26 protein-coding genes are annotated in these 25,810 nt (G+C 67.3%); 12 read left to right on the top strand and 14 right to left on the bottom strand.

The annotated features are described in order from the left end of the window. Positions 1-20: 20 nt before the first annotated feature. Together coaD and BMW26_RS07605 are read right to left on the bottom strand one after the other, a co-directional pair. Entirely contained in the window at positions 21-518 is a 498-nt protein-coding gene (gene coaD / locus BMW26_RS07610; protein WP_053095905.1) for a pantetheine-phosphate adenylyltransferase, read from the bottom strand. A gap of 30 nt (positions 519-548) precedes the next feature. After that, entirely contained in the window at positions 549-2,723 is a 2,175-nt protein-coding gene (locus tag BMW26_RS07605) for an ATP-dependent DNA helicase RecG (protein ID WP_072591197.1), read from the bottom strand. A gap of 61 nt (positions 2,724-2,784) precedes the next feature. On the opposite strand from BMW26_RS07605, the gene rsmD reads away from it, so the two are divergent. Beyond that, positions 2,785-3,387 (top strand): 16S rRNA (guanine(966)-N(2))-methyltransferase RsmD, encoded by a 603-nt coding sequence (gene rsmD, locus BMW26_RS07600; RefSeq protein WP_072591196.1) that lies wholly within the window; start codon positions 2,785-2,787, stop codon positions 3,385-3,387. Here the strand turns inward: rsmD and thiL are convergent. Beyond that, positions 3,357-4,352: a thiamine-phosphate kinase gene (gene thiL / locus BMW26_RS07595; RefSeq protein WP_072591195.1), complete on the bottom strand. Its 996-nt coding sequence runs from the start codon at positions 4,350-4,352 to the stop codon at positions 3,357-3,359. The genes rsmD and thiL overlap by 31 nt on opposite strands. Before the next feature lie 23 nt (positions 4,353-4,375). On the opposite strand from thiL, the gene BMW26_RS07590 reads away from it, so the two are divergent. Then, positions 4,376-4,882, top strand: coding sequence for a DUF3515 family protein (locus tag BMW26_RS07590; protein ID WP_072591194.1), 507 nt, complete (start codon positions 4,376-4,378; stop codon positions 4,880-4,882). 11 nt (positions 4,883-4,893) lie between these two features. On the opposite strand, the gene BMW26_RS07585 is transcribed toward BMW26_RS07590, so the two are convergent. The 6 genes from BMW26_RS07585 to leuC form a co-directional block, all read right to left on the bottom strand. After that, positions 4,894-5,976 (bottom strand): D-alanine--D-alanine ligase family protein, encoded by a 1,083-nt coding sequence (locus BMW26_RS07585; protein WP_053095895.1) that lies wholly within the window; start codon positions 5,974-5,976, stop codon positions 4,894-4,896. Then, complete coding sequence (locus BMW26_RS07580; RefSeq protein ID WP_150115057.1) at positions 5,882-7,039, bottom strand: NAD(P)H-dependent glycerol-3-phosphate dehydrogenase; 1,158 nt, start codon at positions 7,037-7,039, stop codon at positions 5,882-5,884. Before BMW26_RS07580 ends, BMW26_RS07585 begins: the two co-directional genes overlap by 95 nt. Then, the gene (locus BMW26_RS07575) at positions 7,005-7,760 is read right to left on the bottom strand and encodes a lysophospholipid acyltransferase family protein (RefSeq protein ID WP_053095891.1); all 756 of its coding nucleotides are present in this window, start codon (positions 7,758-7,760) and stop codon (positions 7,005-7,007) included. Before BMW26_RS07575 ends, BMW26_RS07580 begins: the two co-directional genes overlap by 35 nt. Before the next feature lie 5 nt (positions 7,761-7,765). Next, positions 7,766-9,133: a UDP-N-acetylglucosamine 1-carboxyvinyltransferase gene (gene murA, locus BMW26_RS07570; RefSeq protein WP_053095889.1), complete on the bottom strand. Its 1,368-nt coding sequence runs from the start codon at positions 9,131-9,133 to the stop codon at positions 7,766-7,768. Between the two features lie 65 nt (positions 9,134-9,198). Beyond that, positions 9,199-9,798 (bottom strand): 3-isopropylmalate dehydratase small subunit, encoded by a 600-nt coding sequence (leuD, locus tag BMW26_RS07565; protein ID WP_072591193.1) that lies wholly within the window; start codon positions 9,796-9,798, stop codon positions 9,199-9,201. A gap of 2 nt (positions 9,799-9,800) precedes the next feature. Further along, positions 9,801-11,252, bottom strand: a complete 1,452-nt coding sequence (leuC, locus tag BMW26_RS07560) for a 3-isopropylmalate dehydratase large subunit (RefSeq protein WP_056278653.1) — start codon at positions 11,250-11,252, stop codon at positions 9,801-9,803. Positions 11,253-11,439: 187 nt separating this feature from the next. Between leuC and BMW26_RS07555 the strand changes: the two genes are divergently transcribed. Together BMW26_RS07555 and BMW26_RS07550 are read left to right on the top strand one after the other, a co-directional pair. Further along, positions 11,440-12,735, top strand: a complete 1,296-nt coding sequence (locus tag BMW26_RS07555; protein ID WP_072591192.1) for an O-acetylhomoserine aminocarboxypropyltransferase/cysteine synthase family protein — start codon at positions 11,440-11,442, stop codon at positions 12,733-12,735. Further along, a complete protein-coding gene (locus BMW26_RS07550; protein WP_072591191.1) occupies positions 12,732-14,045 on the top strand; it encodes an LLM class flavin-dependent oxidoreductase in 1,314 nt (437 codons plus the stop codon). The genes BMW26_RS07555 and BMW26_RS07550 overlap by 4 nt, the downstream gene beginning before the upstream one ends. A gap of 17 nt (positions 14,046-14,062) precedes the next feature. On the opposite strand, the gene BMW26_RS07545 is transcribed toward BMW26_RS07550, so the two are convergent. Continuing rightward, positions 14,063-14,560, bottom strand: a complete 498-nt coding sequence (locus tag BMW26_RS07545) for a DUF427 domain-containing protein (protein ID WP_072591190.1) — start codon at positions 14,558-14,560, stop codon at positions 14,063-14,065. 36 nt (positions 14,561-14,596) lie between these two features. Here BMW26_RS07545 and BMW26_RS07540 point away from each other — a divergent pair, with 36 nt between their 5' ends. Continuing rightward, on the top strand, positions 14,597-15,190 hold the full coding sequence (locus tag BMW26_RS07540; protein WP_072591189.1) for an LON peptidase substrate-binding domain-containing protein: 594 nt from the start codon (positions 14,597-14,599) through the stop codon (positions 15,188-15,190). Between the two features lie 51 nt (positions 15,191-15,241). Here BMW26_RS07540 and BMW26_RS07535 read toward each other — a convergent pair whose 3' ends face one another. Beyond that, complete coding sequence (locus BMW26_RS07535; protein WP_053095882.1) at positions 15,242-16,246, bottom strand: TerC/Alx family metal homeostasis membrane protein; 1,005 nt, start codon at positions 16,244-16,246, stop codon at positions 15,242-15,244. 247 nt (positions 16,247-16,493) lie between these two features. On the opposite strand from BMW26_RS07535, the gene BMW26_RS07530 reads away from it, so the two are divergent. The 4 genes from BMW26_RS07530 (at position 16,494) to BMW26_RS07515 (ending at position 19,999) form a co-directional block, all read left to right on the top strand. Then, a complete protein-coding gene (locus BMW26_RS07530; protein WP_056278648.1) occupies positions 16,494-17,051 on the top strand; it encodes an RNA polymerase sigma factor in 558 nt (185 codons plus the stop codon). Further along, positions 17,048-18,127: a DUF4349 domain-containing protein gene (locus tag BMW26_RS07525; protein ID WP_072591188.1), complete on the top strand. Its 1,080-nt coding sequence runs from the start codon at positions 17,048-17,050 to the stop codon at positions 18,125-18,127. The genes BMW26_RS07530 and BMW26_RS07525 overlap by 4 nt, the downstream gene beginning before the upstream one ends. Positions 18,128-18,206: 79 nt before the next feature. Beyond that, the gene (locus BMW26_RS07520) at positions 18,207-18,755 is read left to right on the top strand and encodes an ArsR/SmtB family transcription factor (RefSeq protein WP_072591187.1); all 549 of its coding nucleotides are present in this window, start codon (positions 18,207-18,209) and stop codon (positions 18,753-18,755) included. Continuing rightward, complete coding sequence (locus tag BMW26_RS07515) at positions 18,752-19,999, top strand: MFS transporter (RefSeq protein WP_072591186.1); 1,248 nt, start codon at positions 18,752-18,754, stop codon at positions 19,997-19,999. Before BMW26_RS07520 ends, BMW26_RS07515 begins: the two co-directional genes overlap by 4 nt. A 190-nt stretch (positions 20,000-20,189) precedes the next feature. On the opposite strand, the gene BMW26_RS07510 is transcribed toward BMW26_RS07515, so the two are convergent. Beyond that, a complete protein-coding gene (locus BMW26_RS07510; protein ID WP_072591185.1) occupies positions 20,190-21,446 on the bottom strand; it encodes an RES domain-containing protein in 1,257 nt (418 codons plus the stop codon). 28 nt (positions 21,447-21,474) lie between these two features. Here BMW26_RS07510 and BMW26_RS07505 point away from each other — a divergent pair, with 28 nt between their 5' ends. Both BMW26_RS07505 and BMW26_RS07500 read left to right on the top strand, forming a co-directional pair. Continuing rightward, positions 21,475-22,773 (top strand): N-6 DNA methylase, encoded by a 1,299-nt coding sequence (locus tag BMW26_RS07505; RefSeq protein ID WP_072591184.1) that lies wholly within the window; start codon positions 21,475-21,477, stop codon positions 22,771-22,773. Next, a complete protein-coding gene (locus tag BMW26_RS07500) occupies positions 22,770-23,618 on the top strand; it encodes a hypothetical protein (protein WP_072591183.1) in 849 nt (282 codons plus the stop codon). Before BMW26_RS07505 ends, BMW26_RS07500 begins: the two co-directional genes overlap by 4 nt. Before the next feature lie 9 nt (positions 23,619-23,627). Here the strand turns inward: BMW26_RS07500 and BMW26_RS07495 are convergent, their stop codons facing one another. Both BMW26_RS07495 and BMW26_RS07490 read right to left on the bottom strand, forming a co-directional pair. Continuing rightward, complete coding sequence (locus BMW26_RS07495) at positions 23,628-24,677, bottom strand: DUF4238 domain-containing protein (protein WP_072591182.1); 1,050 nt, start codon at positions 24,675-24,677, stop codon at positions 23,628-23,630. A gap of 104 nt (positions 24,678-24,781) precedes the next feature. Then, positions 24,782-25,156 carry a DUF3846 domain-containing protein gene (locus BMW26_RS07490; RefSeq protein WP_198032395.1) on the bottom strand — a complete coding sequence of 125 codons (375 nt, stop codon included), beginning with the start codon at positions 25,154-25,156 and terminating at the stop codon, positions 24,782-24,784. A 43-nt stretch (positions 25,157-25,199) separates the two neighbouring features. Between BMW26_RS07490 and BMW26_RS07485 the strand changes: the two genes are divergently transcribed. Then, on the top strand, positions 25,200-25,766 hold the full coding sequence (locus tag BMW26_RS07485) for a hypothetical protein (protein WP_072591180.1): 567 nt from the start codon (positions 25,200-25,202) through the stop codon (positions 25,764-25,766). Positions 25,767-25,810 lie beyond the last annotated feature (44 nt).

Here is a 25,810-nt window from a genome sequence, read left to right as displayed (position 1 = left end):
GAAGACGGCGCCTCCGGAAATCAGATCCCGCGTGATCCGGTGTCGAGGAAGGAGGCAACCGCCGGAGGCACGAACGGCGACACGTCACCGCCGAGGCCGGCCACCTGGCGGACCAGGGAGCTGGAGACCAGGGCATGCGCGGGGTCGGGCAGGAGGAAGACCGTCTCGATGTCGGCGAGGTGACGGTTGACGATCGCCATCGGGGATTCGTACGCGACGTCGATCTGCGAACGGATGCCCTTCACGAGAACTCCCGCACCGACGTCGCGGGCGTAGTCCACGAGCAGCCCCATGCTCCAGGAGCCCACGACGACGTTGTCGCCGATCCCGTCCTCAGCGATCGACTGCTCGAGCAGCGACATCCGCTGAGCGATCGGGAGCAGCGCCTCTTTGCCGGGGTTGTGCACCACGAGCACGTGGAGTTCGTCGTACAGCTTGGCTGCGCGACGGATCACGTCGAGATGACCCAGGGTCGGCGGATCGAACGATCCAGGGACGACGGCGATCCGGCTGCTCATGCCCCCAGCCTAAAGCACGCGATGCCGCGGTCAGTTCTTCGCGAGTGCCGCCCGGTCGTCGTCGCTCACGCGTCGCTCGATCGCCGAGCGGAGTCCGGGATTCGCCCGCAGATCCGGGTCGTCGGAGAGGATGCCCTCCGCGAGCTCCCGGGCTCGGACGATCAGGCCCGAGTCTTTGACGACCCGCAGCAGCTTCAGGGAGGACCGAGCTCCAGCCTGTGCGGCACCGAGCACGTCACCTTCACCGCGGAGCTCGAGATCGACCTCCGCGAGAGCGAATCCGTCGAGAGTCGCTGCCACCGCGTCCACGCGTTCGCGCGCCACTGACCCCTCTTCGGCTTCGGTGACCAACAGGCAGAGCCCTGGAACGCCTCCTCGACCGACACGGCCCCTCAGCTGGTGCAGCTGCGACACCCCGAACCGATCGGCGTCGAGAACGATCATGGTCGAGGCGTTCGGGACGTCGACGCCGACCTCGATCACGGTCGTCGCCACCAGCAGGTCGATCTCGCCGCGCGCGAAGGACTGCATGACGGCGTCCTTCTCGTCGGACGGCATGCGACCGTGCAGCACGGCCCGTCGGACGTTAACGAGCCGGGGGTGCGTCGCCAGGGCCTCATCGAGCTGCACCACGCCCCAGCGAGGACCTGACGCACCCTCGGGCGGGATCACGGGCTGCTCCCCCGCTTCCGCCGTCTTCTTGGTCGTGTCGATCGCCGCGCATACCGCGAACACCTGTCGGCCCTGAGAGATCTCCTCGGCGGCGCGCTCCCAGACTCGATTGAACCAGCCGGGATGCTCTGCGAGCGGAGCGACGAAGGACTCGATTCCGGCTCGTCCCTTGGGCATCGTGCGGATCACGGAAGTGTCGAGATCGCCGAACACCGTCATCGCGACCGTGCGCGGGATCGGGGTCGCGGTGAGAACCAGCGCGTGCGGGCTGGACCCCTTCGCGCGAAGCGCCTCTCGTTGCTCGACTCCGAACCGGTGCTGCTCGTCGACGACGACGAGGCCGAGATCAGCGAAGGTCGTCTTCTCGCCGAGCAGCGCGTGCGTGCCCACGACGATCAGCGCCTGTCCGGAGGCGACGCGGAGCGCAGCCTTGCGACGCTCGGCGGCCGGCATCTGACCGGTGAGCAGGGTGGGCATCACGAGCGGTGACATCTGCGGCCCGAGCATCTTCGCGATCGATCGCAGGTGCTGCCCTGCGAGCACCTCGGTCGGGGCGATCAGCGCCGCCTGACCGCCGGACTCGGCCACCTGGAGCATCGCACGCAGCGCGACGAGGGTCTTCCCGGACCCGACCTCACCCTGCACGAGACGATTCATCGGCCAGGCGGCGACGAGGTCGCTCGCCACCTGCTCGCCGACCGTCTTCTGGTCGGGCGTGAGGTCGTACGGCAGCGAGGCGTCGAAGCGCTCGAGCAGCCCACCGGGCTTCGACGGACGCGCGGTCGCCGACAGCGATCGCACGGCATCCCGCTGCTGCAGGAGGGCGGTCTGGAGAGTGAGCGCCTCGTGCATCCGCAGGGTGCGGACCGCAGGATCGATGTCATTGCGGGTCTTCGGGCGGTGAATCTGCTCGAGCGCCTCTCGAGCGGTCAGAAGTTCCTCCCGCGCGCGGACATCGGGGGCGAGAGGCTCCGGCACCTCGCCGAGGCCGTCGAGCGCCCGCGCGATGAACTTCGCGATCTGCCACGTCTGCAGCGTCGACGTCGCGGGATAGATGGGAATCAGTACGGCAGCGCGCGCGTCCGCCCGGCGTCTGGCCGCATCCTCATCGTCGAACAGCTCGTACTCGGGATGCGCGAACTGCGTCATGCCGTTGAACTCGCCGACCTTGCCCGAGAAGACACCTCGACGTCCGACCGCGAGGTCCTCGGAGCGCCACTTGGCCGCGCCCAGGTTCTTCGCGAAGAACGTCAGAGACATCTTGCCGATGCCGTCGCCGATCACGACGTCGACCATCGCACCACGACGGTTGCGCATCGCCCTGGCGCTGGAGGACAGCACCTCGGCGACGATCGTCACCGTCTCGCCCAGAGGGAGTTCACGGATCGGGGTCAGCTCGCCCGGATCCGCGTACCGTCGGGGATAGTGCGACACGAGATCGCCGACCGTCTTCATGCTGAAGGCTCTGTCGAGAGACTTCGCCGGCGTGGCGCCCAGCGCCTCCTCGAGCGACGAATCCAGCGTGAGCGACATGATCCGAGTCTAGGAGGCCGCACGGACACGACGTGCGCCGCAGCTGTCGTATCGTGAACGGGTGACGAGGATCATCGCCGGAACAGCGCGCGGCGCGCGGCTCGACGTGCCCCGCGCGGGAACGAGACCCACCAGCGACCGCGTGCGGGAGTCGCTCTTCGGAGCGCTGGAGTCGGCGGACGCCATCGTCGGCGCGCGGGTGCTCGACCTCTATGCCGGCTCGGGTGCGCTGGGACTGGAGACCCTCAGCCGCGGCGCGACGAGCGCGGATCTCGTCGAGCACGGCCGAGAGGCGGCGTCGGTGGTCCGCCGCAACGCCGCCACCGTCGCGAAGGCCGGAGCGCCGAGCGCGAGGGTGCACCAGAGCACCGTCCGATCGTTCCTGCTGCGCGCCTCCGGCCCGTACGACCTCGTGTTCTCGGATCCCCCGTACGACCTCGACGACGAGGCGATGACGGCGGACCTCGTCACGCTCGCGCCGCTTCTCGCTCCCGACGCCCTCGTGATCATCGAGCGCGCCCAGCGATCGACCCCTCCCGACCTCGCTGCGGCCGGACTGGAGCTGATCCGCGAGAAGGCCTACGGCGACACCGCGCTCTGGTGGGCCGAGCCCGCTCCCGCGACGGAGTCGTCTCAGCCCGAGGCCGAGTCCCAGTCGCGATAGGGATCCCAGCCGCTGACGTCCGCGGGTGCGCCGTCGACCAGCAGCTCGTGCTCGCCCTGGGGCATGACAGTGCCGATGACGCGGAAGCCCGCCGGCACGATCCCCGGCGGGAAGCAGGCGAGCAGGGCGTGATCCTCGCCACCGGCGAGAGCTCGCTGGGGGCTGTCGCCGAGGGCTGCGCTGTCGAGTGCGATGGTGACCTCGGAGGCCGCTGCCATCCGTCGCGCGTCGAGCGCGAGCCCGTCCGAGATGTCCATCATCGCGGTCGCGCCCGCGGTGGCAGCGAAGGGGCCGAGACCGATCGGCGGCGATGGACGGAGCTGTGCCGCCAGAGCAGCGCTCTCACCCGGGGCGAGCAGGGACGCATCGACGGGGACCGGTGCCTCCCCCTCGCGGAACCTTCCGAAGAGCACCGAGAGTCCGTGAGCGGCGTGCCCCAGTTCGCCTGCGACCGCGACCGCGTCACCGACCCGTGCGCCCGACCGGGTCACGGGCAGCCGGCCCTCGAGATCGCCGAGCGCGGTGACGGCCACGGTCAGGACGTCCGAGACCGTGAGATCGCCGCCGACCACCGCGCATCCCGGTGCGAGTGCGGCGCAGGCTTCTCGGAAGCCGTCTGCGAGGCGCTCGATGAACGACAGTCGAAGGTCTCGGGGAACGGCCAGCGCCACCAGGAGCGCCGTCGGCCGCGCGCCCATGGCCGCCACGTCGGCGAGGTTGACGGCGGCGGCCTTCCAACCGAGGTCGTACCCCGACGACCACGCGAGCCGGAAGTCCGGGCCGTGCACGAGAGTGTCCGTCGTGGCGACCACCGAACCCGAGGGAGCCGCTATCACCGCCGCATCGTCGCCGGGTCCGACGAGCGTGTGAGAGGCCCGCGCCGTCCTCGCCAGGATCGCTCTGAGGATCTCCCCCTCCGACAGTTCGCCGAGGGTCGGATCATCGTCGCGAGGTCGGGAGGACATGCAGTCAAAGGTAGCCTGGATGCATGCCCCGCTCTCGCCGTCTCGCCGTCGTCGCGGGCTCGCTGGTCCTCCTCGCCGCACTGTCCGGCTGCTCGACGACGATCCACCTCGCACCCGCTGAGGACGCCAACGATCCGGCCTGCGCCGAGGTGTCCGTGCTCCTCCCCGACGCCGTCGGCGATCTCGATCGGGTGTGGACCGATGCTCAGGCGACCGGAGCCTGGGGCGACCCGACCGTCGTGCTGCGCTGCGGCGTCGAACCGCCGGCGCCGTCGACAGAGGTGTGCACGACCATCGGCAGCGTCGACTGGCTCGTTCTCGATCAGGAGGAAGACCGGCAGCGTCTCGTGACGTACGGTCGCGAGCCCGCCATCGAGGTGATCATCCGCCGTGGCGAGGAGATCGACTTCCGTACGGTCGTCGAGAGCCTCTCCACGAGCATCCAGTCGGGCCTCGCGCCCGCCACGGCACGCTGCACCAACCGGGTGCCCACCGACGAGAACCCGGACGACGGATCGACCGAAGGCTGACCCGTCGAGGGTCAGCGGCGCAGGCCCGCCTCGATCAACTCGGAGATCAGGTCACCGTAACTGAGTCCGGAGGCCACCCAGCACTTCGGGAACATCGAGATCGGAGTGAATCCCGGCATCGTGTTCAGCTCGTTGACCACCAGCTCTCCCGTAGGAGTGAGGAACATGTCGACGCGCGCAAGACCTCGCCCGTCCACCGCCTCGAACGCACGGACTGCCGCATCCTGAATGGCCGCGACCTCCGAATCCTCGAGCTCCGCCGGGCACACGACGTCGACGCCGTCGCCGCCGAGGTACTTTCCCTCGAAGTCGTAGAACCCTCGAGTCGTCAGCACGATCTCGCCAGGAAGCGACGCTCGGACGCCGTCGGCACCTTCGAGCACGGCGACCTCGATCTCGCGGCCGACCACGCCCGCCTCGATCAGGACCTTGTCGTCTTCTGCGAACGCGATCGCCAGCGCCGCATCGAGCTCGTCGGCGCTCTCGACCTTCGAGACGCCCACGCTGGATCCCGCGCGAGCCGGCTTCACGAAGAGCGGCAGGCCGAGCGCCGCCGCCGAGTCGCGGATCGCGACGGCATCCTGTTCCCACTGGCGCGCGCGCACCGTCAGTCCGGCCGCCACCGCGATACCGGCGGCCCGCAGCGCGATCTTCATGAAGTGCTTGTCCATGCACAGTGCGGAGTCGAGCACCCCGCCGCCGGCGTAGGGGACCTCGAGGGTGTCGAAGTACCCCTGGATGGTGCCGTCCTCGCCGTGCGGGCCGTGGAGGATCGGCAGCACGATATCGATCTCGCCGAGGGATTCGGTGGTGCCGTCGGTGCGCACGACGCGCAGGCTGCGGTCTCCGCCGGGTTCCGGCCACAGCACCCGTGTGCCGTTGTCGGCGACCTCGGGCAGGTGAGCGGCATCCAGCGGGAACTTCGCCGGGTCGTCGTCCTCGAGGACGAAGGCGCCGTCGCGGGTGATCCCGACCGGGATCACGGCGTACCGATCGCGATCAATCGCGCCCAGCACTCCGCCCGCCGTTGCGGAACTGATCGAATGCTCGCTGGAGCGCCCTCCGAAGAGCACCACCACCGTCTGCTTGTCCATGGTTGGTCCTCTCACCCTGCGGGGTGTCGTCGTCCGTCGTCAGGTGGGGTGCGATGTCACGGGGGTTCATCTTGCCGTCGAGCACCATCTTCACCTGCTCGACGATGGGCATGTGCACGTCGGACTCGCGGGCGAGTTGCAGCACGGGCGCCACGGACGCGAGGCCCTCAGCGGTCTGCTGCATCTGCTTCACGACGTCCTGGAAGCTGTATCCCTGGCCGAGCAGGCGCCCGGCCGTGTTGTTGCGGCTCAGCGGGGACTGACATGTCGCGATGAGGTCGCCCAGGCCCGCGAGTCCCTGCAGGGTCTCGGGGTGAGCGCCGTTGGCGACGGCGAAATCGGTCATCTCCACGAGCCCGCGGGTGATGATCGACGCCTTGGTGTTCTCGCCGTACCCGACGCCGTCGACGATGCCGATGGCCACCGCGATGAGGTTCTTCAGCACTCCCCCGAACTCCGTGCCGATCACGTCGGTGTTCACGAACGTCCGGAAGTAGCTGTTACGTGCCGCGCGCGCGACCTCCTCGGCGGTCTCCCGACTGCGTGAGGAGATCACGGCGGCCGTGGGCTGCTCGCGAGCGATCTCGAGCGCGAGGTTCGGCCCGGAGGCGACCGCGATACGGTCGGGATCGCAGCGCAGCTCCTGCTCGATGACCTGGCTCATCCGGAGCCCCGTCGTGCGCTCGACGCCCTTCATCAGGCTGACGATCTTGGCGTCGTTGTCGGCGAGCAGCGGCCGAAGCGCCTTGAGATTCTCCCGCAGCGACTGACTCGGCACCGAGAGGTACACCTGGTCGACATCGCGGAGCGCGATCGCCAGCTCGTGCGTCGCGGACATCGTGCGCGGCAGGTTGATGCCGGGCAGATAGCGGGAGTTGCGCTTGGCCTCGTCGATCTCGTGGGCGAGTTCGGCTCGGCGCGCCCACATCGTGACCTGCGCCCCGCCGTCGGCGAGGATCTTTCCGAACGTGGTGCCCCAGCTTCCGGCACCGATCACCGCGACGCGTGGTCCTGCGGGAGCGTTGCGCTTAGGAGTCAAGGCGACCCGTCTCCTTCTGTCCATGGGCGGACGGGTTCCAGCGCTCGGCCGGAGCCTTCTCGTCACGCAGGTCCTCGAGCAACGCCGTGATGGCCTGCATCAGTCGTTCGGTGGCTTCGTTCAGCGCCGATGCCTCGCCCGCACGACCACGGAGGTCCGACAGATCGACGGGATCGCCGATGACGACGTCCACGGGCTTGCGCAGCGGCCAGAGGCTGAGCCCCTTCTGGTAGCGCCCCATGATCCGCTGGGTGCCCCAGTGGGCCATCGGGATGAGCGGGATGCCGTCGGTCAGCGCGAGCCGGACAGCCCCGGACTTTCCGCGCATCGGCCACATGTCGGGGTCGCGCGTCAGCGTTCCCTCCGGATAGACGATCACACCGCGACCGTGCTCGACGAGCTCGGCCGACTGCTTGAGCGTCTGCTTCGCCGCGGATGCCGACGAGGCGCGTGCCACGGGGACCATTCCTGTCGCGCGGAGCACGGCTCCGAGCACAGGAACCTTGAAGAGACTCTCCTTCGCCATGAAGCGCGGAGCTCGACCGATGCGCCACACCGCGAGTGCGACCACGAGCGGATCGAACTCGGAGTAGTGGTTCGGGGCGAGAACGTACGCTCCCTCACGCGGGAGCTTCTCGCTTCCCGTGATGCGGAGCTTCGCGACGAGCGAGATCAGCGGCACGGCGATCGCCGCGACCGGCCAGAACGCACTCGGTCGCGTGGTCTCCGTCGAGCGGGAACCCATCGGGGTCACCGGATGACGTCGAAGTCGGCGCCCACGGCATCGAGCTTGGCGAGGAACTTCTCGTAGCCGCGGCTGAGGATGTCCACTCCGGACACCCTCGACTCGCCTTCGGCGGTCAGCGCCGCGATGACGTGGCTGTATCCGCCGCGAAGGTCGGGAACGACGATGTCTGCGGCGTGCAGCGGCGTCGGGCCGGTGATGACGGCGGCCTGCTCGAGGTCCCGGCGCGGGACACGACGGGCTCCGTCCTGCAGTCCGCGGGGGTGCACGACGATGTCGGCGCCCATCTTGACGAGCGCCTCGGTGAAGCCCAGACGGTTCTCGTAGACCGTCTCGTGCACGACCGAGCGGCCCTTGGCCTGAGTGAGCGCCACGACGAGAGGCTGCTGCCAGTCGGTCATGAATCCGGGGTGCACGTCGGTCTCGACGATGACCGGCTTGAGCTCGCCGTCGCGACGGAACAGGATCCCGTCCTCCTTGATGTCGAACCATCCGCCGGCCTTGCGGAACACGTTGAGGAACGTGAGCATCTCCTGCTGCTTCGCGCCGCCCACGAAGATCTCGCCGTCGGTGGCGAGTGCGGCGGACGCCCAGGATGCGGCTTCGTTGCGGTCGAAGATCGAGCGGTGGTCGTACCCCCGAAGCGTCTCGACACCCTCGATGAGGATGACGCGGTTCGGCTCGTAGGAGATGATCGCGCCCATCTTCTGCAGCACCGCGATCAGATCCATGATCTCGGGCTCGATGGCGGCGTTGCGAAGCTCCGTGGTGCCCTCGGCGCGAACGGCCGTGAGCAGCACCTGCTCGGTCGCTCCGACACTCGGGTACGGGAGGTGGATGTTCGCACCGTGCAGGCGCGCTCCACCCGTCGACAGGCGGATGCCGCTCGGCAGCTTCTCGACGATGGCGCCGAACTTGCGGAGCGCGTCCAGATGGAAGTCGATCGGGCGGTCGCCGATGCGGCAGCCGCCCAGGTCGGGGATGAAGGCCTGACCGAGACGGTGCAGCAGCGGGCCGCAGAAAAGGATCGGGATGCGCGAGGCACCCGCGTGAGCGTCGATCTCCTCGAAGTGGGCCGACTCGACGTCGCTGGGGTCGAAGACGAGAGCTCCGGGCTCATCGCCGTCGGAGACCCGCACGCCATGGACCTCGAGAAGCGAGCGGACGACCGCGACGTCGCTGATGGCCGGCACGTCGCGCAGCACGCTGACGGTCTCTCCGAGCAGGGACGCGACCATCGCCTTGGTCGCGAGGTTCTTCGCGCCCTTGACGTCGACGCGGCCGCGCAGCGGGCGCCCTCCGCGAATGGCGAGGACGTCTCCGGTGAGTGGGGGGACTCCGTCCGGAAGAGCGTCGCGCACGGGTGTCGTCATTCGGAGCCTCACTTCATTCAACGGAATTCGGGGCGGGGTCGCCCTCGGCTCCCCCGCCCCGCCGTTCACTGCTGAACGGGAAGGGTCCGGGGCCGCCACGACTCGCGACGGGCCTCGAACTGCGCGATCTTGTCTTCGTTGCGCAGGGTGAGCCCGATGTCATCGAGCCCTTCGAGGAGCCGCCATCTAGTGTAATCGTCGATCCCGAGGTCAGCCTGGATCTCACCGATCGATGCGACTCGCGCCTCGAGGTCGACCGTGATCGAAGCCCCGGGATTCCGGTCGATCTCAGCCCAGATCCGCTCGAGATCCTCTTCGGAGATGGTGGCGGCGAGGAGCCCCTGCTTGCCCGAGTTGCCCCGGAAGATGTCGGCGAAGCGCGGGCTCAGGACCACCGCGAAGCCGAAGTCGCGCAGCGCCCAGACGGCGTGCTCGCGGCTGGATCCGGTGCCGAAGTCGGGGCCGGCGACGAGCACCGATGCGCCCTGGAAAGCCGGCTGGTTGAGCACGAACTCGGGATCCTGACGCCAGCCGTGGAACAGTGCGTCCTCGAAGCCGGTCTTCGTGACCCGCTTGAGGAACACGGCGGGGATGATCTGGTCCGTGTCGACGTTCGAGCGCTTCAGCGGGGCGGCGATGCCGGTGTGGGTGGTGAACTTCTCCATGGTCAGACCTCCGCCATCTCGTTCAGGTCGCTCGGACTCGACAGCGTGCCGCGGATCGCGGTCGCGGCGGCGACGAGCGGCGACACCAGGTGCGTGCGTCCACCCTTGCCCTGCCGGCCCTCGAAGTTGCGGTTGGAGGTCGACGCGCAGCGCTCCCCCGGCGCGAGCTGATCGGGGTTCATCCCGAGGCACATCGAGCACCCCGCGAATCGCCACTCGGCTCCGAAGTCCTTGATGATCTTGTCGAGCCCTTCGGCCTCCGCCTCCAGCCGCACCCGGGCAGAGCCGGGAACGACCATGACGCGGACGCCGTCGGCCTTCTTCTTGCCTTCGACGATCGACGCGAACGCGCGGAGATCCTCGATGCGGCTGTTCGTGCACGACCCCATGAAGACGGCGTCGACCGGCACCTCCTTGAGAGGCGTGCCAGGCGTCAGATCCATGTACTCGAGGGCCCGCTCGGCTGCGGCACGCTCATTGGCATCGGCGATCTCTGCCGGGTCGGGAACCGCCGCCGACAGCGAGCTGCCCTGACCGGGGTTGGTGCCCCACGTCACGAACGGCTCGAGCTCATCGGCATCGATGAAGACCTCGGCGTCGAACGTCGCCCCCTCATCCGTCGGCAGCGTTCGCCAGTACGCGACGGCGTCGTCCCAGTCCTGCCCCTTCGGTGCGTGCGGGCGACCCTTCAGGTACTCGAAGGTCGTCTCGTCGGGCGCGACCATGCCGGCACGAGCGCCGGCCTCGATCGACATGTTGCAGATCGTCATCCGGCCCTCCATCGACAACGCCCGGATCGCGCTGCCGCGGAACTCCAGGACGTAGCCCTGACCGCCGCCGGTGGTGATCTTCGCGATCACCGCGAGGATGATGTCCTTCGCGGTGACGCCGGGCCTCAGCGTGCCCTCGACGTTGATCGCCATGGTCTTGAACGGCTTCAGCGGCAACGTCTGCGTCGCCATGACATGCTCGACCTCGCTCGTGCCGATGCCGAAGGCCATGGCGCCGAACGCGCCGTGCGTCGATGTGTGCGAGTCGCCGCAGACCACCGTGATGCCGGGCATGGTGAGACCGAGCTGCGGCCCCACGACGTGGACGATGCCCTGTTCGGCGTCGCCGAGCGAGTGCAGACGCACGCCGAACTCCGCGGCGTTGCGGCGCAGCGTCTCGATCTGCGTGCGGCTCGTGAGGTCGGCGATGGGCTTGTCGATGTCCCAGGTCGGCGTGTTGTGGTCCTCGGTGGCGATCGTCAGGTCGAGGCGCCGCAACGGTCGCCCCTCCGATCGCAGTCCGTCGAACGCCTGCGGGCTCGTCACCTCATGCACCAGGTGCAGATCGATGTAGATGAGGTCCGGCTCGCCGTTCTCGCCCTTGACGACGAGATGGTCGTCCCAGACCTTCTCGGCGAGGGTCCTGGGACGGACGGGAGCAGTGTCTGCTGCGGGGGTGTTCATTGCGTGTCTCCTGAAGCTGGCGGTTCGGCCCACGATGGACTCCGCGACGAGGAGGGGCTCAGAACGAGGTCTCGTCGCGGCCGCTAAGAAGGAGCACGATCCGCATGACGTCAGATTACCACCGCTTCAGCGCCCGGAGTCTCCGCGTGACACGCTACTGTCACCCACACCTTCGAGAGGCACCCGCATGACCGACGACAGCACCGGATTCGCCACGAGAGCGGTCCACGCGGCCCGGAATCAGGGGCCCGCATCGTCGAGGGCGACGCCGATCTACCTGACGGCGGGATTCGAGTTCGACGACTTCGACCACGCCGCCGACCACTTCGGCACCGGCGCGGGGTTCGGATACACGCGCACGGGGAATCCGACGGTGCACGCCGTCGAGCGCCAGCTCGCCGCACTCGAATCCGCCGCAGAGGCCGTGCTCGTCGCCAGCGGTCAGGCCGCGGTCGTCACCGCACTGCTGACCGTCGCCGGAGCGGGCGATCACATCGTCTCCTCGACGCACATCTACGAAGGCACGCGAGGGCTTCTGCTCGACAACCTCGCTCGCCTCGGCATCGAGACGACGTTCATCGACGACATCGCCGACCCCGGCGCCTGGCGGGGTGCGATCCGCCCGACCACCCGGGCGCTGTTCGGCGAATCCATCGCGAACGCGCGCAACGACATCCTCGACATCTCCGCGGTGAGCGCGGTCGCCGACGAGTTCGCCATCCCGCTCATCGTCGACAACACCCTCGCGACGCCGTTCCTGCTCCGGCCGCTCGAGCACGGCGCCGCCATGGTGGTGCACTCCGCCTCGAAGTTCCTCGCCGGTCACGGGTCGGTGCTCGGCGGCGTGATCCTCGACGACGGTCGCTTCGACCCGGCGAAGGCGGGGCACAACGCTCCGCATCTCGTTCTTCCGGGGCGCGGCGGGTTCCCGAGCGTGGCTTCGCGTCATGGCGGCAACGCGCGCATCGCCTACGCGCGCGAGTCCGTCGCTCCGCGATTCGGCGCGTCCCCGTCGCCGCTCAACGCGTTCCTGATCGGACAGGGCGCCGAGACCCTCGGTCTGCGGGTCGAGCGGCAGTCCCGGAACGCCCTCGAGATCGCCCGCTGGCTCGCCGCGCAGGAAGCGGTCGAGAGCGTCGACTACGTCGGCCTCGACACGCATCCCGACCACGGTCTCGCCGAGAGGTACCTCTCGGGAGGGTACGGCTCGATCTTCACCTTCACGCTCCGCGGGGGCCTCGACGCCGCACGCGACTTCGTCGAGAGCGTCGACGTGTTCACGCACATGACCCACATCGGCGACGTGCGCTCGCTGGTGCTGCACCCCGCGACCACCAGCCACTCGCATCGCACGCCCGAGGAGCGAGATGTCCTCGGAGTGCAGCCGGGAACCCTGCGACTGTCGGTCGGCGTCGAAGACGTCGCCGACCTCCTCGGCGATCTGGCCCGAGTCCTGGAACCCGCGCGGGAGGCCATCGCATGACCCGGCCCCAGCACTTCGGGTGGTTCCTGGCACGCGGCTTCGGCCCGCAGGGGTGGGGCTATCCGTCGCTGGACTGGGACTACGACTGGACCCGTCCGGAGATCTACCAGGAGGCGGCTCGCACGCTCGAGCAGGCAGGCTTCGACCTCCTCATCATCGAGGACGCGCCGTCGCTCGGCTCTCCCGACACGATCGACCTCCGCGTGCGCCATGCCTTCGGCGGCCCCAAGCACGACCCGCTGCTGCTCGCTCCCTACCTCTTCCAGGCGACACGGCATCTCGGGGTCGTGCCCACCGTGAACCCGGCGGCGTACCTGCCGTATACCGCGGCTCGGCAGTTCTCCACGCTTCAGCACCTCAGTGGCCACCGCCTCGGGCTCAACGTGGTGACCGACACCGGCAGTGCGCGACATTTCTCCGCCGCGGAACAGCTCGGGCACGATGCGGCATACGACCGCGCCGAAGAATGGCTCGCCGGCATCCGCTCGCTCTGGCGCAGCTGGGACGACGGTGCGCTGGTCCGCGATCGCGAGACCGACGTGTTCGCCGACGGATCGAAGCTGCGCTCCGTGCAGCACCGCGGAACGCACTTCGACTTCGACGGCCCGTTGAACGCCGTGCCGTTCACCGACGGGGAGCCGTCGATCGTCTCCCCCGGCGGCTCCGGCCGCGGCCTCGGATTCGCCGGCGCCAACTCCGATGTGCAGCTCGCCCTCGCGCCGCTGGACGAGGCCTCGGTGCGTGCCTATCGAGCGAAGATCCACGATGCGGCGATCGCCGCCGGACGCTCGCCGGACGACATCAAGATCCTGTTCGCGATCCAGCCGGTGATCACATCATCCGCCGAGGAGGCCGACCGAATCGTCGCCTCCTCCGCGCATCCCGACGACGCGACCCTCGTGCAGATCGCACGCAAGCAGTCCAGCGACCTGGAGACGGATCTGACCTCGCTCGATCTCGACAGACCACTCGACCTCGAGATCTTCGGCGAGCACGTCTCGCGCGGGAGCATCCAGCGCCTGATCGGCGACCGCGGAGACGATGCTCCTCTGCGAGCCCATCTCGCCGCGCTCGCTCGGACGGGCCGCATCTCCGATCGCTCGGGTTTCGTCGGCACTGCCGAGGAGTTCGCAGATCTGATCGAAGAGCTCGGCGAGTGGGGCAACGACGGCGTCCTGCTGTGGGGCGACTTCCACCCCGTCACGCTGCATCGGACGCTGGATGAACTCGTGCCCGTTCTTCGACGCCGGGGCATCCTTCGCCGGGACTACGTCGACGGAGGGCTGCAGGCGAACCTCCGCGCGTTCTGACGCGTAGGCGAGCAGGGTCACCAGCCCAGGGTGCCGGGTGCACCCTTGAAGGGGCCGACGACCGTCGACGTGACCCACCCGCCGTAGAACCCGCCCGGCTGCGGTGTGACGACCTCGTCCCCCACCGTGCACTCGTCCATCGGACCCGCATAGACGGCGACCCGGTCTGCCAGCATCTCGAAACCTCGAGAGGGATTCGGGTAGTTCCAGGCGGCCCCGGCCGCCGTCTGCGCTCCACCTCGCACGTCGAGGTAGCGTGCGGCTCCCTTGAACTCGCAGAACGAGGAGCCCGGCGCGTCAGAGAGCGAGCCCGCCGTGAAGTCGGCGATCGGCAGGTAGTACACGGGAGGATGGCTCGTCTCGAGGACTCGCACCGCGTCGCGCGTGTCGGCGATGAGCTGGCCGCCGAGGCGAACGGTGATGCGCGCAGCCACGGGCTCGACCTTCGGCGGTCGAGGATAGTCCCAGACGGATTCCTGACCGGGCGAGGGCACGAGAGGGCGGGGTCTGCGCATCTGTTCACTGTACGTCGCACGGTGTTGACTGGGGCCATGTCAGAAATACCGATGTTCCCGCTGGGGTCGGTGCTCTTCCCGTACACCCCGCTCCCGCTCCGCGTGTTCGAGCCGCGGTACCTCACCATGATCGGGCAGCTGCTCGACGAGGACGACCCTCAGTTCGGCGTCGTGCTCATCGAGCGCGGACATGAGGTCGGCGGTGGCGACCGCCGCAGTGGATTCGGCACGATGGCGCGCCTGGTGAGCGTGGCGGCGGATGCCCAGGTGCTGCACACCCTGGCGGTCGGCACGGCACGCTTCACCGTCGACCAGTGGCTGGACGAAGCTCCTTACCCGCGCGCAGAGGTGACCCCGCTGCCCGAGCTGACCTGGAACGACGCCCTCACACCCCTGCGCACCGAAGCCGAGGCGATCGTGCGCCGGGTGCTGGCACGCACCGACTCGCCTTGGGACGCCGACACCGAGCTGTCCGACGAACCGCTCGCGGCCGCCTGGCAGCTCGCCGCCATCGCGCCGCTGGGCGAATACGACCAGTACACGCTGCTGCAGTCCACCACGGTGGGCGCTCTGCTGCGTCAGGTGATCGATCTCACGCTCGACGCCGAGGCGCTCTGGACGGCGGAGTGACACGTCTCCTGCTCGTCGCGGGAATCGCGGGCGCCGCGGAGAGCGACCGTCTCACTCGACCGTCGGGCTGACCCGCTGCGCCCGCTTCTCCCGAGACGAGGCGATGAGGCTGGCGACGGTGGCCACGGTCATCGCCACGACGATGACGCCCAGCGACACCATGTTGTCGATGTCGGGAACCCACTCGACATGCTGACCGCCGTTGATGAACGGCAGCTCGTTCTCGTGAAGCGCATGAAGGATCAGCTTGATGCCGATGAATCCGAGGATGACCGCGATCCCGTAGTGGAGGTAGCGCAGACGATCGAGCAGATCGCCGAGCAGGAAGTAGAGCTGGCGCAGGCCCATGAGCGCGAAGATGTTCGCGGCGAAGACGAGGAACCCGTTGGTGGTGATCTCGAAGATGGCCGGGATCGAGTCGATCGCGAAGATCAGGTCGGTGACGCCGATCGTGATGAACACGATGACCATCGGCGTCCACATGCGCTTGCCGTCGACGGTCGTGCGCAGCTTCGAGCCGTCGTACTCCTCGCTGATGTCGATGCGGCGCCGCAGCAGGCGCACGATGAAGTTCTCCTTCTTCACATCGTCTTCGTGCTCGCCCTCGGGCATCGCCTGCTTGATCGCGGTGTAGATGAGGAAGGCACCGAAGATGTAGAAGATCGGCGAGAAGTGCTCGACGATCGTGACGCCGACGAGGATGAACGCTCCGCGGAGGACGAGGGCGATGATGATGCCGACCATCAGCACCTGCTGCTGCAAGCGTCGCGGCACCGCGAACTGCGCCATGATCAGCACGAAGACGAAGAGGTTGTCGATCGAGAGGCTGTATTCGAGCGCCCAGCCGGTGATGAAGTCGCCGGCGTTTCGCCAGCCTGCGACGTTTCCGAGAAGAACCGCGAAGAGCAGCGCGAGTCCGACGTAGAACACCACCCACAGGGTCGACTCCTTGGTCGAGGGGATGTGGGGACGAAGTCGGATCAGAAGCAGGTCGCCGATCAGGATGATCGTGAGGACGATCATCGAGGTGATCTCGAACCAGACAGGGATTTCCAAGGGCGTACAGCACCTTTCGGGAGGGTCGGAAAAACGCCGAAAGTCTCTCCCACGCACAGAGTGCGTCGCACGACCGGAGCAGCGATGTCGGTGCTCGTGATGACGGTGGATGCGCTTGCGGGATACTCCCTCTCGCCTCAGCAATGGTAGCGGAGTCGAAGACGCTTGCGGATGCCGCCGGCACCGATCTGAGACGATGGGGCGTCGACCGACACTTCCTGGGTGAGAGACACCGAACGGAATCGGGATGCCAGTGCAGACGAGTGACCAGAGAGTGGCGGCGCGGGCCGCGGCAGGTGACGAGAGCGCCTTCCGCGAGCTGTACCGCGCGTACGCCCGCCCGGTCTACTGGATCGCACACGGGATCGTCGGCGCCGCCGCGGATGCCGAGGACGTGACTCAGGAGACCTTCGTCACGGCGTGGCGGAAGCTGCCGGGGTTCGAGCTGCAGGGAGACTCCATCCTCCCGTGGCTCGCGACGATCTGCCGCTTCCAGGCCGCGAACCGCCTGCGCCAGCGCAGACGCGACCAGGCCAACACCGCGGATGCGGTCGATGAGACCCTCCCCTCGACGGTCAGCGTGGAGGAGCAGGTGATCACCGCGGACCTCGCAGAGCGGATCGCGGCCGAGGTCGGCACCCTCAGCGACCTCGATCGCGCGATCTTCCGCCTCTGCGCCGCGGAAGGCTACGCCTACCAGGCTGCGGCCGAGGAGCTCGGCGTGAGCCACGCCATCGTCCGGAACCGTCTCTCCCGAGTCCGCACCCGACTGCGTGGTGCCGTGAAGGAAGCGAGCGACGCATGAACGACACCTCCACCGAGCCACTGCCCGAGCTCACCGATGCCGCAGTGGAGCGCATCGAGAGAGCCGTGTTCGAGGACATCGCCGCCGAGCTGCCGCGGCAGTCGCCTGCAGAGAAGCGCGGTCGCGTTCGTCGTCGTCGGTGGCTCACCGGCACCGGCATCGCCGCGGCGTTCGTCATCGGCGTCCTCATCACCCCGCCCATCCTCACCGCGGTCGGCGGTTCGGCGACGAGCTCGGCCGACGGCGGGGGCGTGACTGTCGTCGAGGACGCTCGCTCGGGCGCCGTCGACCAGAGCGCGCCCTCGGCTCTGACCGAGTCAGCCGAGTCGGGTGCGGTCGCCGGAGATGTCGCAGCGGGTGATCGTGAGATCATCGCCACGGCCAACGCCACGGTGGAGGTGAAGGACGTCTCGGACGCCGCGGTCGCCATCGGGACACTCGCAGAGTCGCATGGCGGCTACGTCGAGAGCACCGAGATCGGCGGGACCCCTGCCGTGGACGCCTCCTCCGATCCTGTCGCCGCGGACTCGGAGTACGGCTGGATCAGCATCCGCGTGCCGTCGGCGGATCTTCCCGCCGTCATCGATGAGCTCACCGAATCCGGCGAGGTGCTCTCCTCCTCCATCGCGCAGCAGGATGTGACCTCGACCGCGATCGATCTGCGAGCCCGCATCGATGCGACCAGGGCATCCGTCCAGCGACTCAGCGAGCTCATGTCCCAGACCGGCACCGTCGCGGAGCTCATCGAGGCGGAGGTGGCGCTGACCGATCGTCAGGCGCAGCTCGAGTCGTACGAGCAGCAGCTCGCCTCGCTCGAGGACCAGGTCGCGATGTCGAGTCTCTCGGTGCAGCTGACCCGCACCGCCGCGCCGACGACGGCCGATCCCGCAGGATTCTCCGATGGGCTCGTCGCGGGATGGAACGGGCTCGTGGTCTCGCTGAACGCCCTGGTGGTCTCTGTCGGATTCCTGCTTCCGTGGCTCGCCGTGGCCGGGCTGGTCGTGCTGATCATATGGGGCGTCCGCCGAGCACGCCGCGGTCGTCGAGGCTCCGACGCGGCGGATACCGACAGCTGAGATCACCCGTTAGATCTCGGATTTCCGGGGTATACAAGAACTCTTGTGAGAATCGGGAACCGGTTCTAACGTGACGTTCATGGAAGACATCTCGGTCGTCACCGCCGTGCACCACCCGCTGCGCCGACGCATCTACGACTACCTGCTGCTGTACGGCACATCGCAGGTGACGGCACTCGCCCGGTCGCTCGATGCGCAGGTCGGCAGCATCAGCCATCATCTGCGCATGCTGGAGCGGGCGGGCCTCGTCGAGCGCGCCGAGGACCCGTCGGGCGACCGGCGCACGAGCTGGTGGAAGATCGCCCGTCGCGGCCTGACCTGGTCGGCGGAAGACTTCGCGGACTCCCCCGCCGACGCGCTTCTGGCGCGCGAAGCGCAACGGCAGAGCATCCGGATGCAGATCGAGCGCCTCCAACGCTGGCAGCGCCGGCACGATGATCCGGCCGTCGCCGGCTATGACGCCTCGAACACCGAGACCACGGCCTGGGCGACGCCGGACGAGCTGCGCGACCTCAGCTCGAGGCTGTCGGCGACGCTGAAGGACTGGCGCGACTCGGTCGATCTCGAAGACGGGCAGCAGCGGACACCGATCTTCTTCTTCGCGCACGCCTTCCCGACGACACCATGACCGCCGCAGACCCTGTGCAGCTCGTCGAGCCGCCGGCGTTGCGACGAGACCATCGAGTGCATGCGTGGATCCTCGTCAAGGCGCTCTCGGACGCGGGCGACGCCCTGTGGACGATCGCGCTGGCGTGGACCGCCGTGCAGACGGCCTCGCCTGCGGTCGCAGGACTCATCGTCGCCGCCGGCACTCTGCCTCGTGCGGTCGTCCTGCTGTTCGGCGGCATGATCGCCGACCGCGCGGACGCGCGCCGAGTGATGATGCTGTTCAACGCCGTCCGGGTGGGCGTTCTCGTGACGGTGGCGCTCTGGGTGCTCTCCGCGCCGCCCACCGTGGGTGTGCTCCTCCTCGCCGCCATCGCATTCGGCGTCTGCGACGCCTTCTACGAGCCCTCGGCGGGCACCGTCGCCCGCCAGCTCGTGCGAGCCGCTGACCTGCCGTCCTACGGCGCTCTCTCGCAGACCGCATCGCGACTCGGAACGATGGCCGGCGCGGCCGTCGGCGGTGTGATCGTCGCGTCCGCGGGCCTCGTCGGAAGCGCGGCGGTGAACGCGGTGACTTTCACCGTCGTCATCGCGTTCATCGCCATCTGGCTCAGACCGCGGTTCCTGCTCGCACGGGCAGACCGACAGTCCGCTCTTCGCGACATCGCGGGTGGATTCGCCCACCTCGGCGCACATCCGACCACCCGCACGCTCGTCGTCGCCCTCTCGGGGCTCAACCTCGCGGTCGGTCCGGCCGTCGGGATCGGCCTCGCGCTCCGAGCACACGACGAAGGCTGGGGCGCGCCGGCTGTAGGGCTGTTCGAAGCTCTGTTGGGACTCGGCGCGGCGATCGGCGCCGTGTCCGTCGCCAGGTGGCGGCCTCGGCGCGAGGCACGCGCGGGATTCCGTGCTCTGATGCTGCAGGGATTGGCCATCGTCGCACTCGGCTGGGGTCCCGCGTGGAGTGTCGGAGTCGCTGCCTTCGTCATCGGTGCGACCGCCGGCTACGCATCGGTGCTGCTCAGCGCCACGTTCTCGGCAACCGTCGACACCGCGTACCTCGGCCGCATGAGCTCCATCACCCGGTTGGGCGACGACTGCCTGATGCCGCTCGCGATGGCCGCGTTCGGTCTGCTCGCGTCGACCACCGCGCTCTGGGTTCCCTTCGCCCTCTTCGGTGGAGCGATGACGGCATCGATGGTGGCGCCGTTGGCCAACCCCGCGTTCCGGAGCATGTCGCTGCGCACAGCCGTCGGATCCACATGATGGATGCGGAGACGACGAAAGCCCTCGGAGAACCGAGGGCTTTCGCTTGTTGTGACCCCAGCGGGAGGTCACCGTCGTGGGGTTTTATCCCCGCGACGACAACTATCGTGCCCGGTTCTGAGCTACGGACCTCAGTTAGTCGCTATACGAGTCGCTATACCGAGTGCGTGTGAGCGTCTGCTGCGGCCCCTCACCCGTCGTAGGGCCAAGCCCTCTGGACGCTGATGTCTCGCTTCACCCGGTATCTGCGAACGGTCTTCGGGTCGATGTGAAACAGCGATGTCTTCCGGTTGTGGTCGGTCAGCCGAATGAAGCCTTCGAATCGTGAAGACTTCTCCTCAGGTGACTCGAACCACATACGGTCGCCGTAGAACAAGACAAGGTTCTTGCCACCGTCTCGCACACGCGAGGGATACATGATGCCGTCAAGCGGCTGCTCCGGCCAGTAGCGGAAAGCGTCCGTAATCACCTGGGTGGGCGCGTAGTCCACCGGGTGACTACCGTCAAGAATAACGGGCCTCGTGATGCGGTCGCGGTAGACGCTCAACGAGTTCAGACGCTCATCGATGTCATCCGGAGGCGTTTCGTCGAACATGCTGCGTGGCTCCGGAACCGTCGTGAGGTCCAGCACCCGCAGCTTCTGTTGCACGATGAAGCGCCCGACGACGGCTTCGTCGTACGGACTGTGCGACGCGACCTCCGCGCATGCTGTCTCTGCATCGAGCGCCACATAGAACATCGGCACGCCCTGCGCGTTCATGCGCCCCGCGCTCGCACGCTCGCTCGGCGCTGGGCCAAGCTCTCGCGCCGGACGCTCCCGCGCAGTGCGCTCGAACTCGATTGCGTCGCGCTCGGACCGCGCCCGATACAACTTCGTTCCTCGTGGAAGCTCTCTAATCAGTCCGGCGCGCTCCTCCGAGAGAAACAGCAAGGACTCAATGAATGCGTAGTTCTTCTCTGCTGCTGACGCCGCGCGACCGCCATCCCGAGGTCGGAGCAGAAGGCGCGTCTCGTGCTTTACTCGCTGCTCGAAAAAGTCCCACTCAATCTCGATTCCGTCCTCCCTATCCATGCCGAACGGCTCGAACCAGTCGAGTTCTTCGTTGATGAGGGAGGCGGTGAGCGCGACGGCAAGGTCGAGCGCTTCCGGCTCGATAGCGTCTTCGAGAAGTGCCATGACCACTTCCTCCGTGGTGAGCGGCTCCAGAATCTGCGCGCCATCGGAAATCCAGCCCTCGTGGTCATAGCTCTCCTGAGCTACTTCCTCCACAACGCGAGCCAGGCGCTCCAGGTTCACCACTTGACCACTCGGGTCTAGGTCATCTGTCGTGCATATCGTGCATTCGCCGTCCTCTGCGAACGGCGACACGCGCTGAAGCAAGTGAACGTCCCCAATGTGCACCAGGCACATCGCGTCTTGGGTCGGCGAGACAGAGTCGAAGTGCATGTCATCATGATGCCGTAGCGCTTCCTGCGTGCGCGTCGTTGGTCATCAGAGTCGGTGGCTACCTCCAGAATGGGAACATGCGTCCGAACCTTGCCGTCGTCCCCGACACAGCGACGCTCCGCAAGGCGGCGGTGCGTTCTTCACGCCCGATGCAATCGCAGAGTTCACAACGAACTGGGCGGTCCGAACAGCGGACGACCTCGTCCTCGAACCCTCCTGCGGTGAAGCGGCCTTCCTGACGCAAGCCGTTCGCCGTCTCACGGAGCTTCAGGCAGCAACCAGCGGTTTCGCGGTGCCTCCTCGCGTCGATGGCGTCGAGATTCACGATGCCAGCGCGGCCGAAGCCGACCGTCTCGTGCGCGCTGCGGGCGGCGACCCGAACATCATCACGAGCGACTTCTTCCTGGTGGAACCCGAGCCGAAATATACGGCGGTCATTGGCAATCCTCCCTACATCCGGTTCCAGGACTTCTCCGGCGAAGCTCGAACTCGTAGCCGCGCGGCAGCGCTCCAGGCGGGCGTGAACATGAGCGGCCTCGCTTCGTCATGGGCCGCGTTCACGGTTCATTCGGCGCTGATGTTGCGCAAGGGCGGACGACTCGCCCTCGTTGTTCCGGCCGAGCTGCTCAGTGTGAACTACGCCGCCGAGGTTCGACGGTTCCTGTTCGACCGCTTCGCTCACGTAGACCTCGTCATGTTCACAGAACGCGTGTTCCCGGAGGTGCAGGAAGAAGTCGTCCTTCTGCTGGCCGATGGCTACGAAACGGGTAGCGCGAAGCACGCATCCATCTACCAGGCACAGAACGCGGCAGCCCTGTCGGAGACGCTCTCTGCGACAACCTGGACGCCGTCGGACCCGTCCGAGAAGTGGACACCTTCGCTACTCTCGGCTGACGCACTGAACGTCTACAGCGGGCTGCTGGCCAGCGGCGACTTCAGGCCCCTCGAAACTTGGGGCGATACGACCTTGGGCATGGTCACCGGGAACAACAAGTACTTCTCCATGTCCCCCGCGAAAGCAGCCGAGCTGGAGATTCCGCAGTCGGAGCTGTTGAAGCTCAGCCCTCCCGGAAGTAGGCCTCCAGTCGAGGTGGGTCGCCTCGTCTGCCGGGTAGCCGGGGGCGAGTTCACCGCCGCAGGCGTATTGGCCAGCGAACCACTGGGATTCCCAATCGAACGCAGGAAGTCGCGTCGCATCGCTCGCTCGGTCGAAAGCGCTTCGCAGATAGTCGAGGTTGCGTCGGTTGAGCGCGCCAGTCGGGTCTACGAGGTCATCAGGTTCTGCCACTACTCGACACTATTGCCCCCAGTAGCATCGATGGCATGAGCGATGAAGCGGCGCTGTCGATGAACGCGCACATCTCACAAGCTGAGACGGCTGAGGAGTTGTGGGCAGTCTGCGGGGCGTGGGGCGAGAAAGCCGAACGGCTTCAGGCTCTTGCCGACAGTGCGCCCTCTTCCGATTCCCGTCTCGTGGCGGACAATGCGGCAGTCACGGTCGGCGAGAAGTCGCTGGCGGTCACGCGGTACATGCAGGAACGTGCGCGGAACGCTGCCCGCATGCTCCGCGCCCTACGTCGCCTCGTCTTCACGACGAGGCCCGGCGAGTTCTTCATCGACAGCACGGTCATGTATCCGCTGATGCGCGCGGCGTTGGAAGACACCGCCGCGCTCCTGTGGTTGCAGTCTCCAGAGGGCCGCCCGGAACGGCTGACGCGCATCTTCCGCACTCTCGTCAGTGAGAACGTCTTCTACACGGAGAACAACCGGCTGCTGGGTGTCGCGGTATCCGGAGTGCCGGAAGCCGCCGGGGACTCAGAGAAGCTCACCGCGCACATGGAAGAGCAGAAGCGCGAGTCTGAGGAGCATTTTCGGCAGCTCGCGGAGGCGGTGGGTCTCGACGCATCCCAAGCTCTAAAGAAGACGTTCACGAGCACACCAGTGCAGGCGGAGTATGGCTCGGAGAGTGTTGAGTTCATCACCTGGAAGTTCCTCAGCGACCTTTCCCACTTCTCGTTCATGATGCTGCGGCATCTGGCGACATCGAGGGTTCCAGAATCGGATGCGCACCTAGAGCACGTCACCCTCCTCCAGTTCTCGCAGACCGTGAATCGTGTGTGCGACGATGCCGTTGAAGCGTTCGAACGGAGCCTCCAGCCCACCAACGCGTGACGCGGTGAGTCAGTCTTCCTCACCCGAGCTAGCGTCAATCACGTTGCGCTTCGGGATGTGCGGCAGGATGTATGGCTCGCCTGTGTATTCCTTCGGCGTGCCCTGGAGCGACATCGTAACCGGCGAAGGGTCCGGCAGACCGCTCGGCACGAAGCGCGCATCCTCTGGGTGGTGAAACAGCCTCAGGCTGGCGCTAACGGCCGTGTGCTCGTTGAAAATGCGCTCCATCGCGGTCGTTCCGGCCTGCGCAATGTCGAACTCCCCGGCCCTCACCTTCTCCACCGGGATGTCGTTGTCCATCATCAGGTTGGGGTCGTTCATGAGAAGCCCAAGTTTGCGCGTCAGCGGAAAGGTGATTCCCCACGCTGTCATCACACCGACGCCCATCCACGAGTCCTCATCATCCGGCTGGCGCACCAGTCCGACAGGCACATCCGAGAGGATGAGCGACCGCTGGTCGAAGCGGACCAGAGACCAGGGGCGACCACTCATGTACTTGAACAGCGTCTCGGCGATTTCGAGCGTCTGCTCGATGTGCGCGGCTGTTGAAATCTTGATGCGCGGGCCTTCAGGGCGCATCCCTTCGTCCCACAGCCTCGCGGCCGTTTCGTCGTCCACGTCGAGGCCCAGATTTATCTTGGCCCACCCCTTCACCCCAGCGCGGCCCCCGTACCCGATTTCCATGCGGGTGGCCTGCCTCGCGAGATTCTCCGAGTTCCGCCGCTGTTCCGGCCCACGGGCCATCTGAAGAGCAACGTAGTACGCAAGGCTGCCGCGCGATTCCTCATCGAGCGGCCACGTGCCTGAGGCGATATCCGCGAAGATACCCGCGACTTCGCCTTCGAGTTGCGAGAGCGCCTTCTCGAACACATCCGCACCGTCGGGGTGACCAGGCAGCGAGTACAGGTGGTTCTCGGCGGCTGCCTTCCGCACCGGCTGATTGTAGGAACGGTCCCCAGGCAGCTCGACAGTTGTGATGGTCTCGCCGTCAGCGAAGCCACGCAGGTGAAACTGCGGGACGTAGTGGTGGCGCTTCGCTGCGGGGCCAGGTGTTCCCATGACCCGAAGATACCGTCAGACTTCTCGACCGCCAGGTCGCCCCGCTCGGGTGTCGAGGCGCAGCGCTCAGAGGGTCGCATGCACGACCTCGGCGAGCAGTCCGCTCACATACGGAGCGCCTGGGCGAAAGCGTCGCGCAGGATGGCATCCTGACGGGCGCTGAGCGAGCACATGCCGCCTTCACCGTCATGACCGGCGAACAGCACCGCGCCTCGGGTGTCGTCACCGTGGTTGAGGTGCCACCCGAACGCGCGAAATACTGCCGTCGCCAGACTGTTCGGCTCGGAACCGTTCACGCGGCCCTCGTCGTCAAGCCACGCGTCGATGTCGTCGGAGAGCCGGATGACATCGACGAGTCGAACGTCCAGCGCCGCGTAGAGCGCCTGAAGATGTGTCCCGTCCCCTCCGGCGTCGGACGATAGCTCCACGGCCTCCAGAGCGTCGCTGGCGGGCCGGAGGACGAGGGTCTGGGCGGTCATGAGGGGCAGCGTAGCCGTGACCTCAGACGGTAAGTTGAGCCGCATGTTCCTCAAGACGGATAGCTGTGGAAAGCACGCTTGGCTCGCACATGCCGCAGCACACGAGGCGGGTCATGCCACAGCGGCTTTGGTCCTAGGGTTTGAGTTCATCGAAGTGAAGATTCCCCGTGAGCACATTGCGCGCGCCAAGCTTGCAGATGCAGGAATCGTGGTTGCCGGTGGCGTCCAGATGCACGGACTTCCGGATACCTGGGTGCCCGGGCGGGAGGAAGATGCACTTGCCTACTTCGCGGCTGGCTCGCGTTCGGAGTCGATGCTGCTCGGAGACAACCTGGCGAGCGGACTGAAGGGCGACTTGGACCAATGGCTGTTCGGCATTGGTCGTCCAAGCGGAATACCGGAAGATGAATCGGAGCCGATACAGAAGCGCGCTTTCGAGCACGTAGAAGCGTTGCTTGTCGAGCATCGTCCTGCTTTGAAGCGTATCGCCAGAGGGTTGTACGCACCCCTGCTACCCGGAGCGAAGGACTCGGTTCTCGGCCCAGACGAGCCGCTCGTCCTGTCGCACGACGAACTTCGCCGAATGTTCGAAGGCGTCAGCCCGCGTTAGCGCTCATCACGAGAGAGGCTTGCGAACCCACGCAGCTCGTCTAC

It is taken from the genome of Microbacterium sp. 1.5R (assembly GCF_001889265.1).
Lineage (GTDB): Bacteria > Actinomycetota > Actinomycetes > Actinomycetales > Microbacteriaceae > Microbacterium.
Note: the sequence above shows the minus strand (reverse complement) of the source record. Positions and strands in the feature narration are given on the sequence as shown.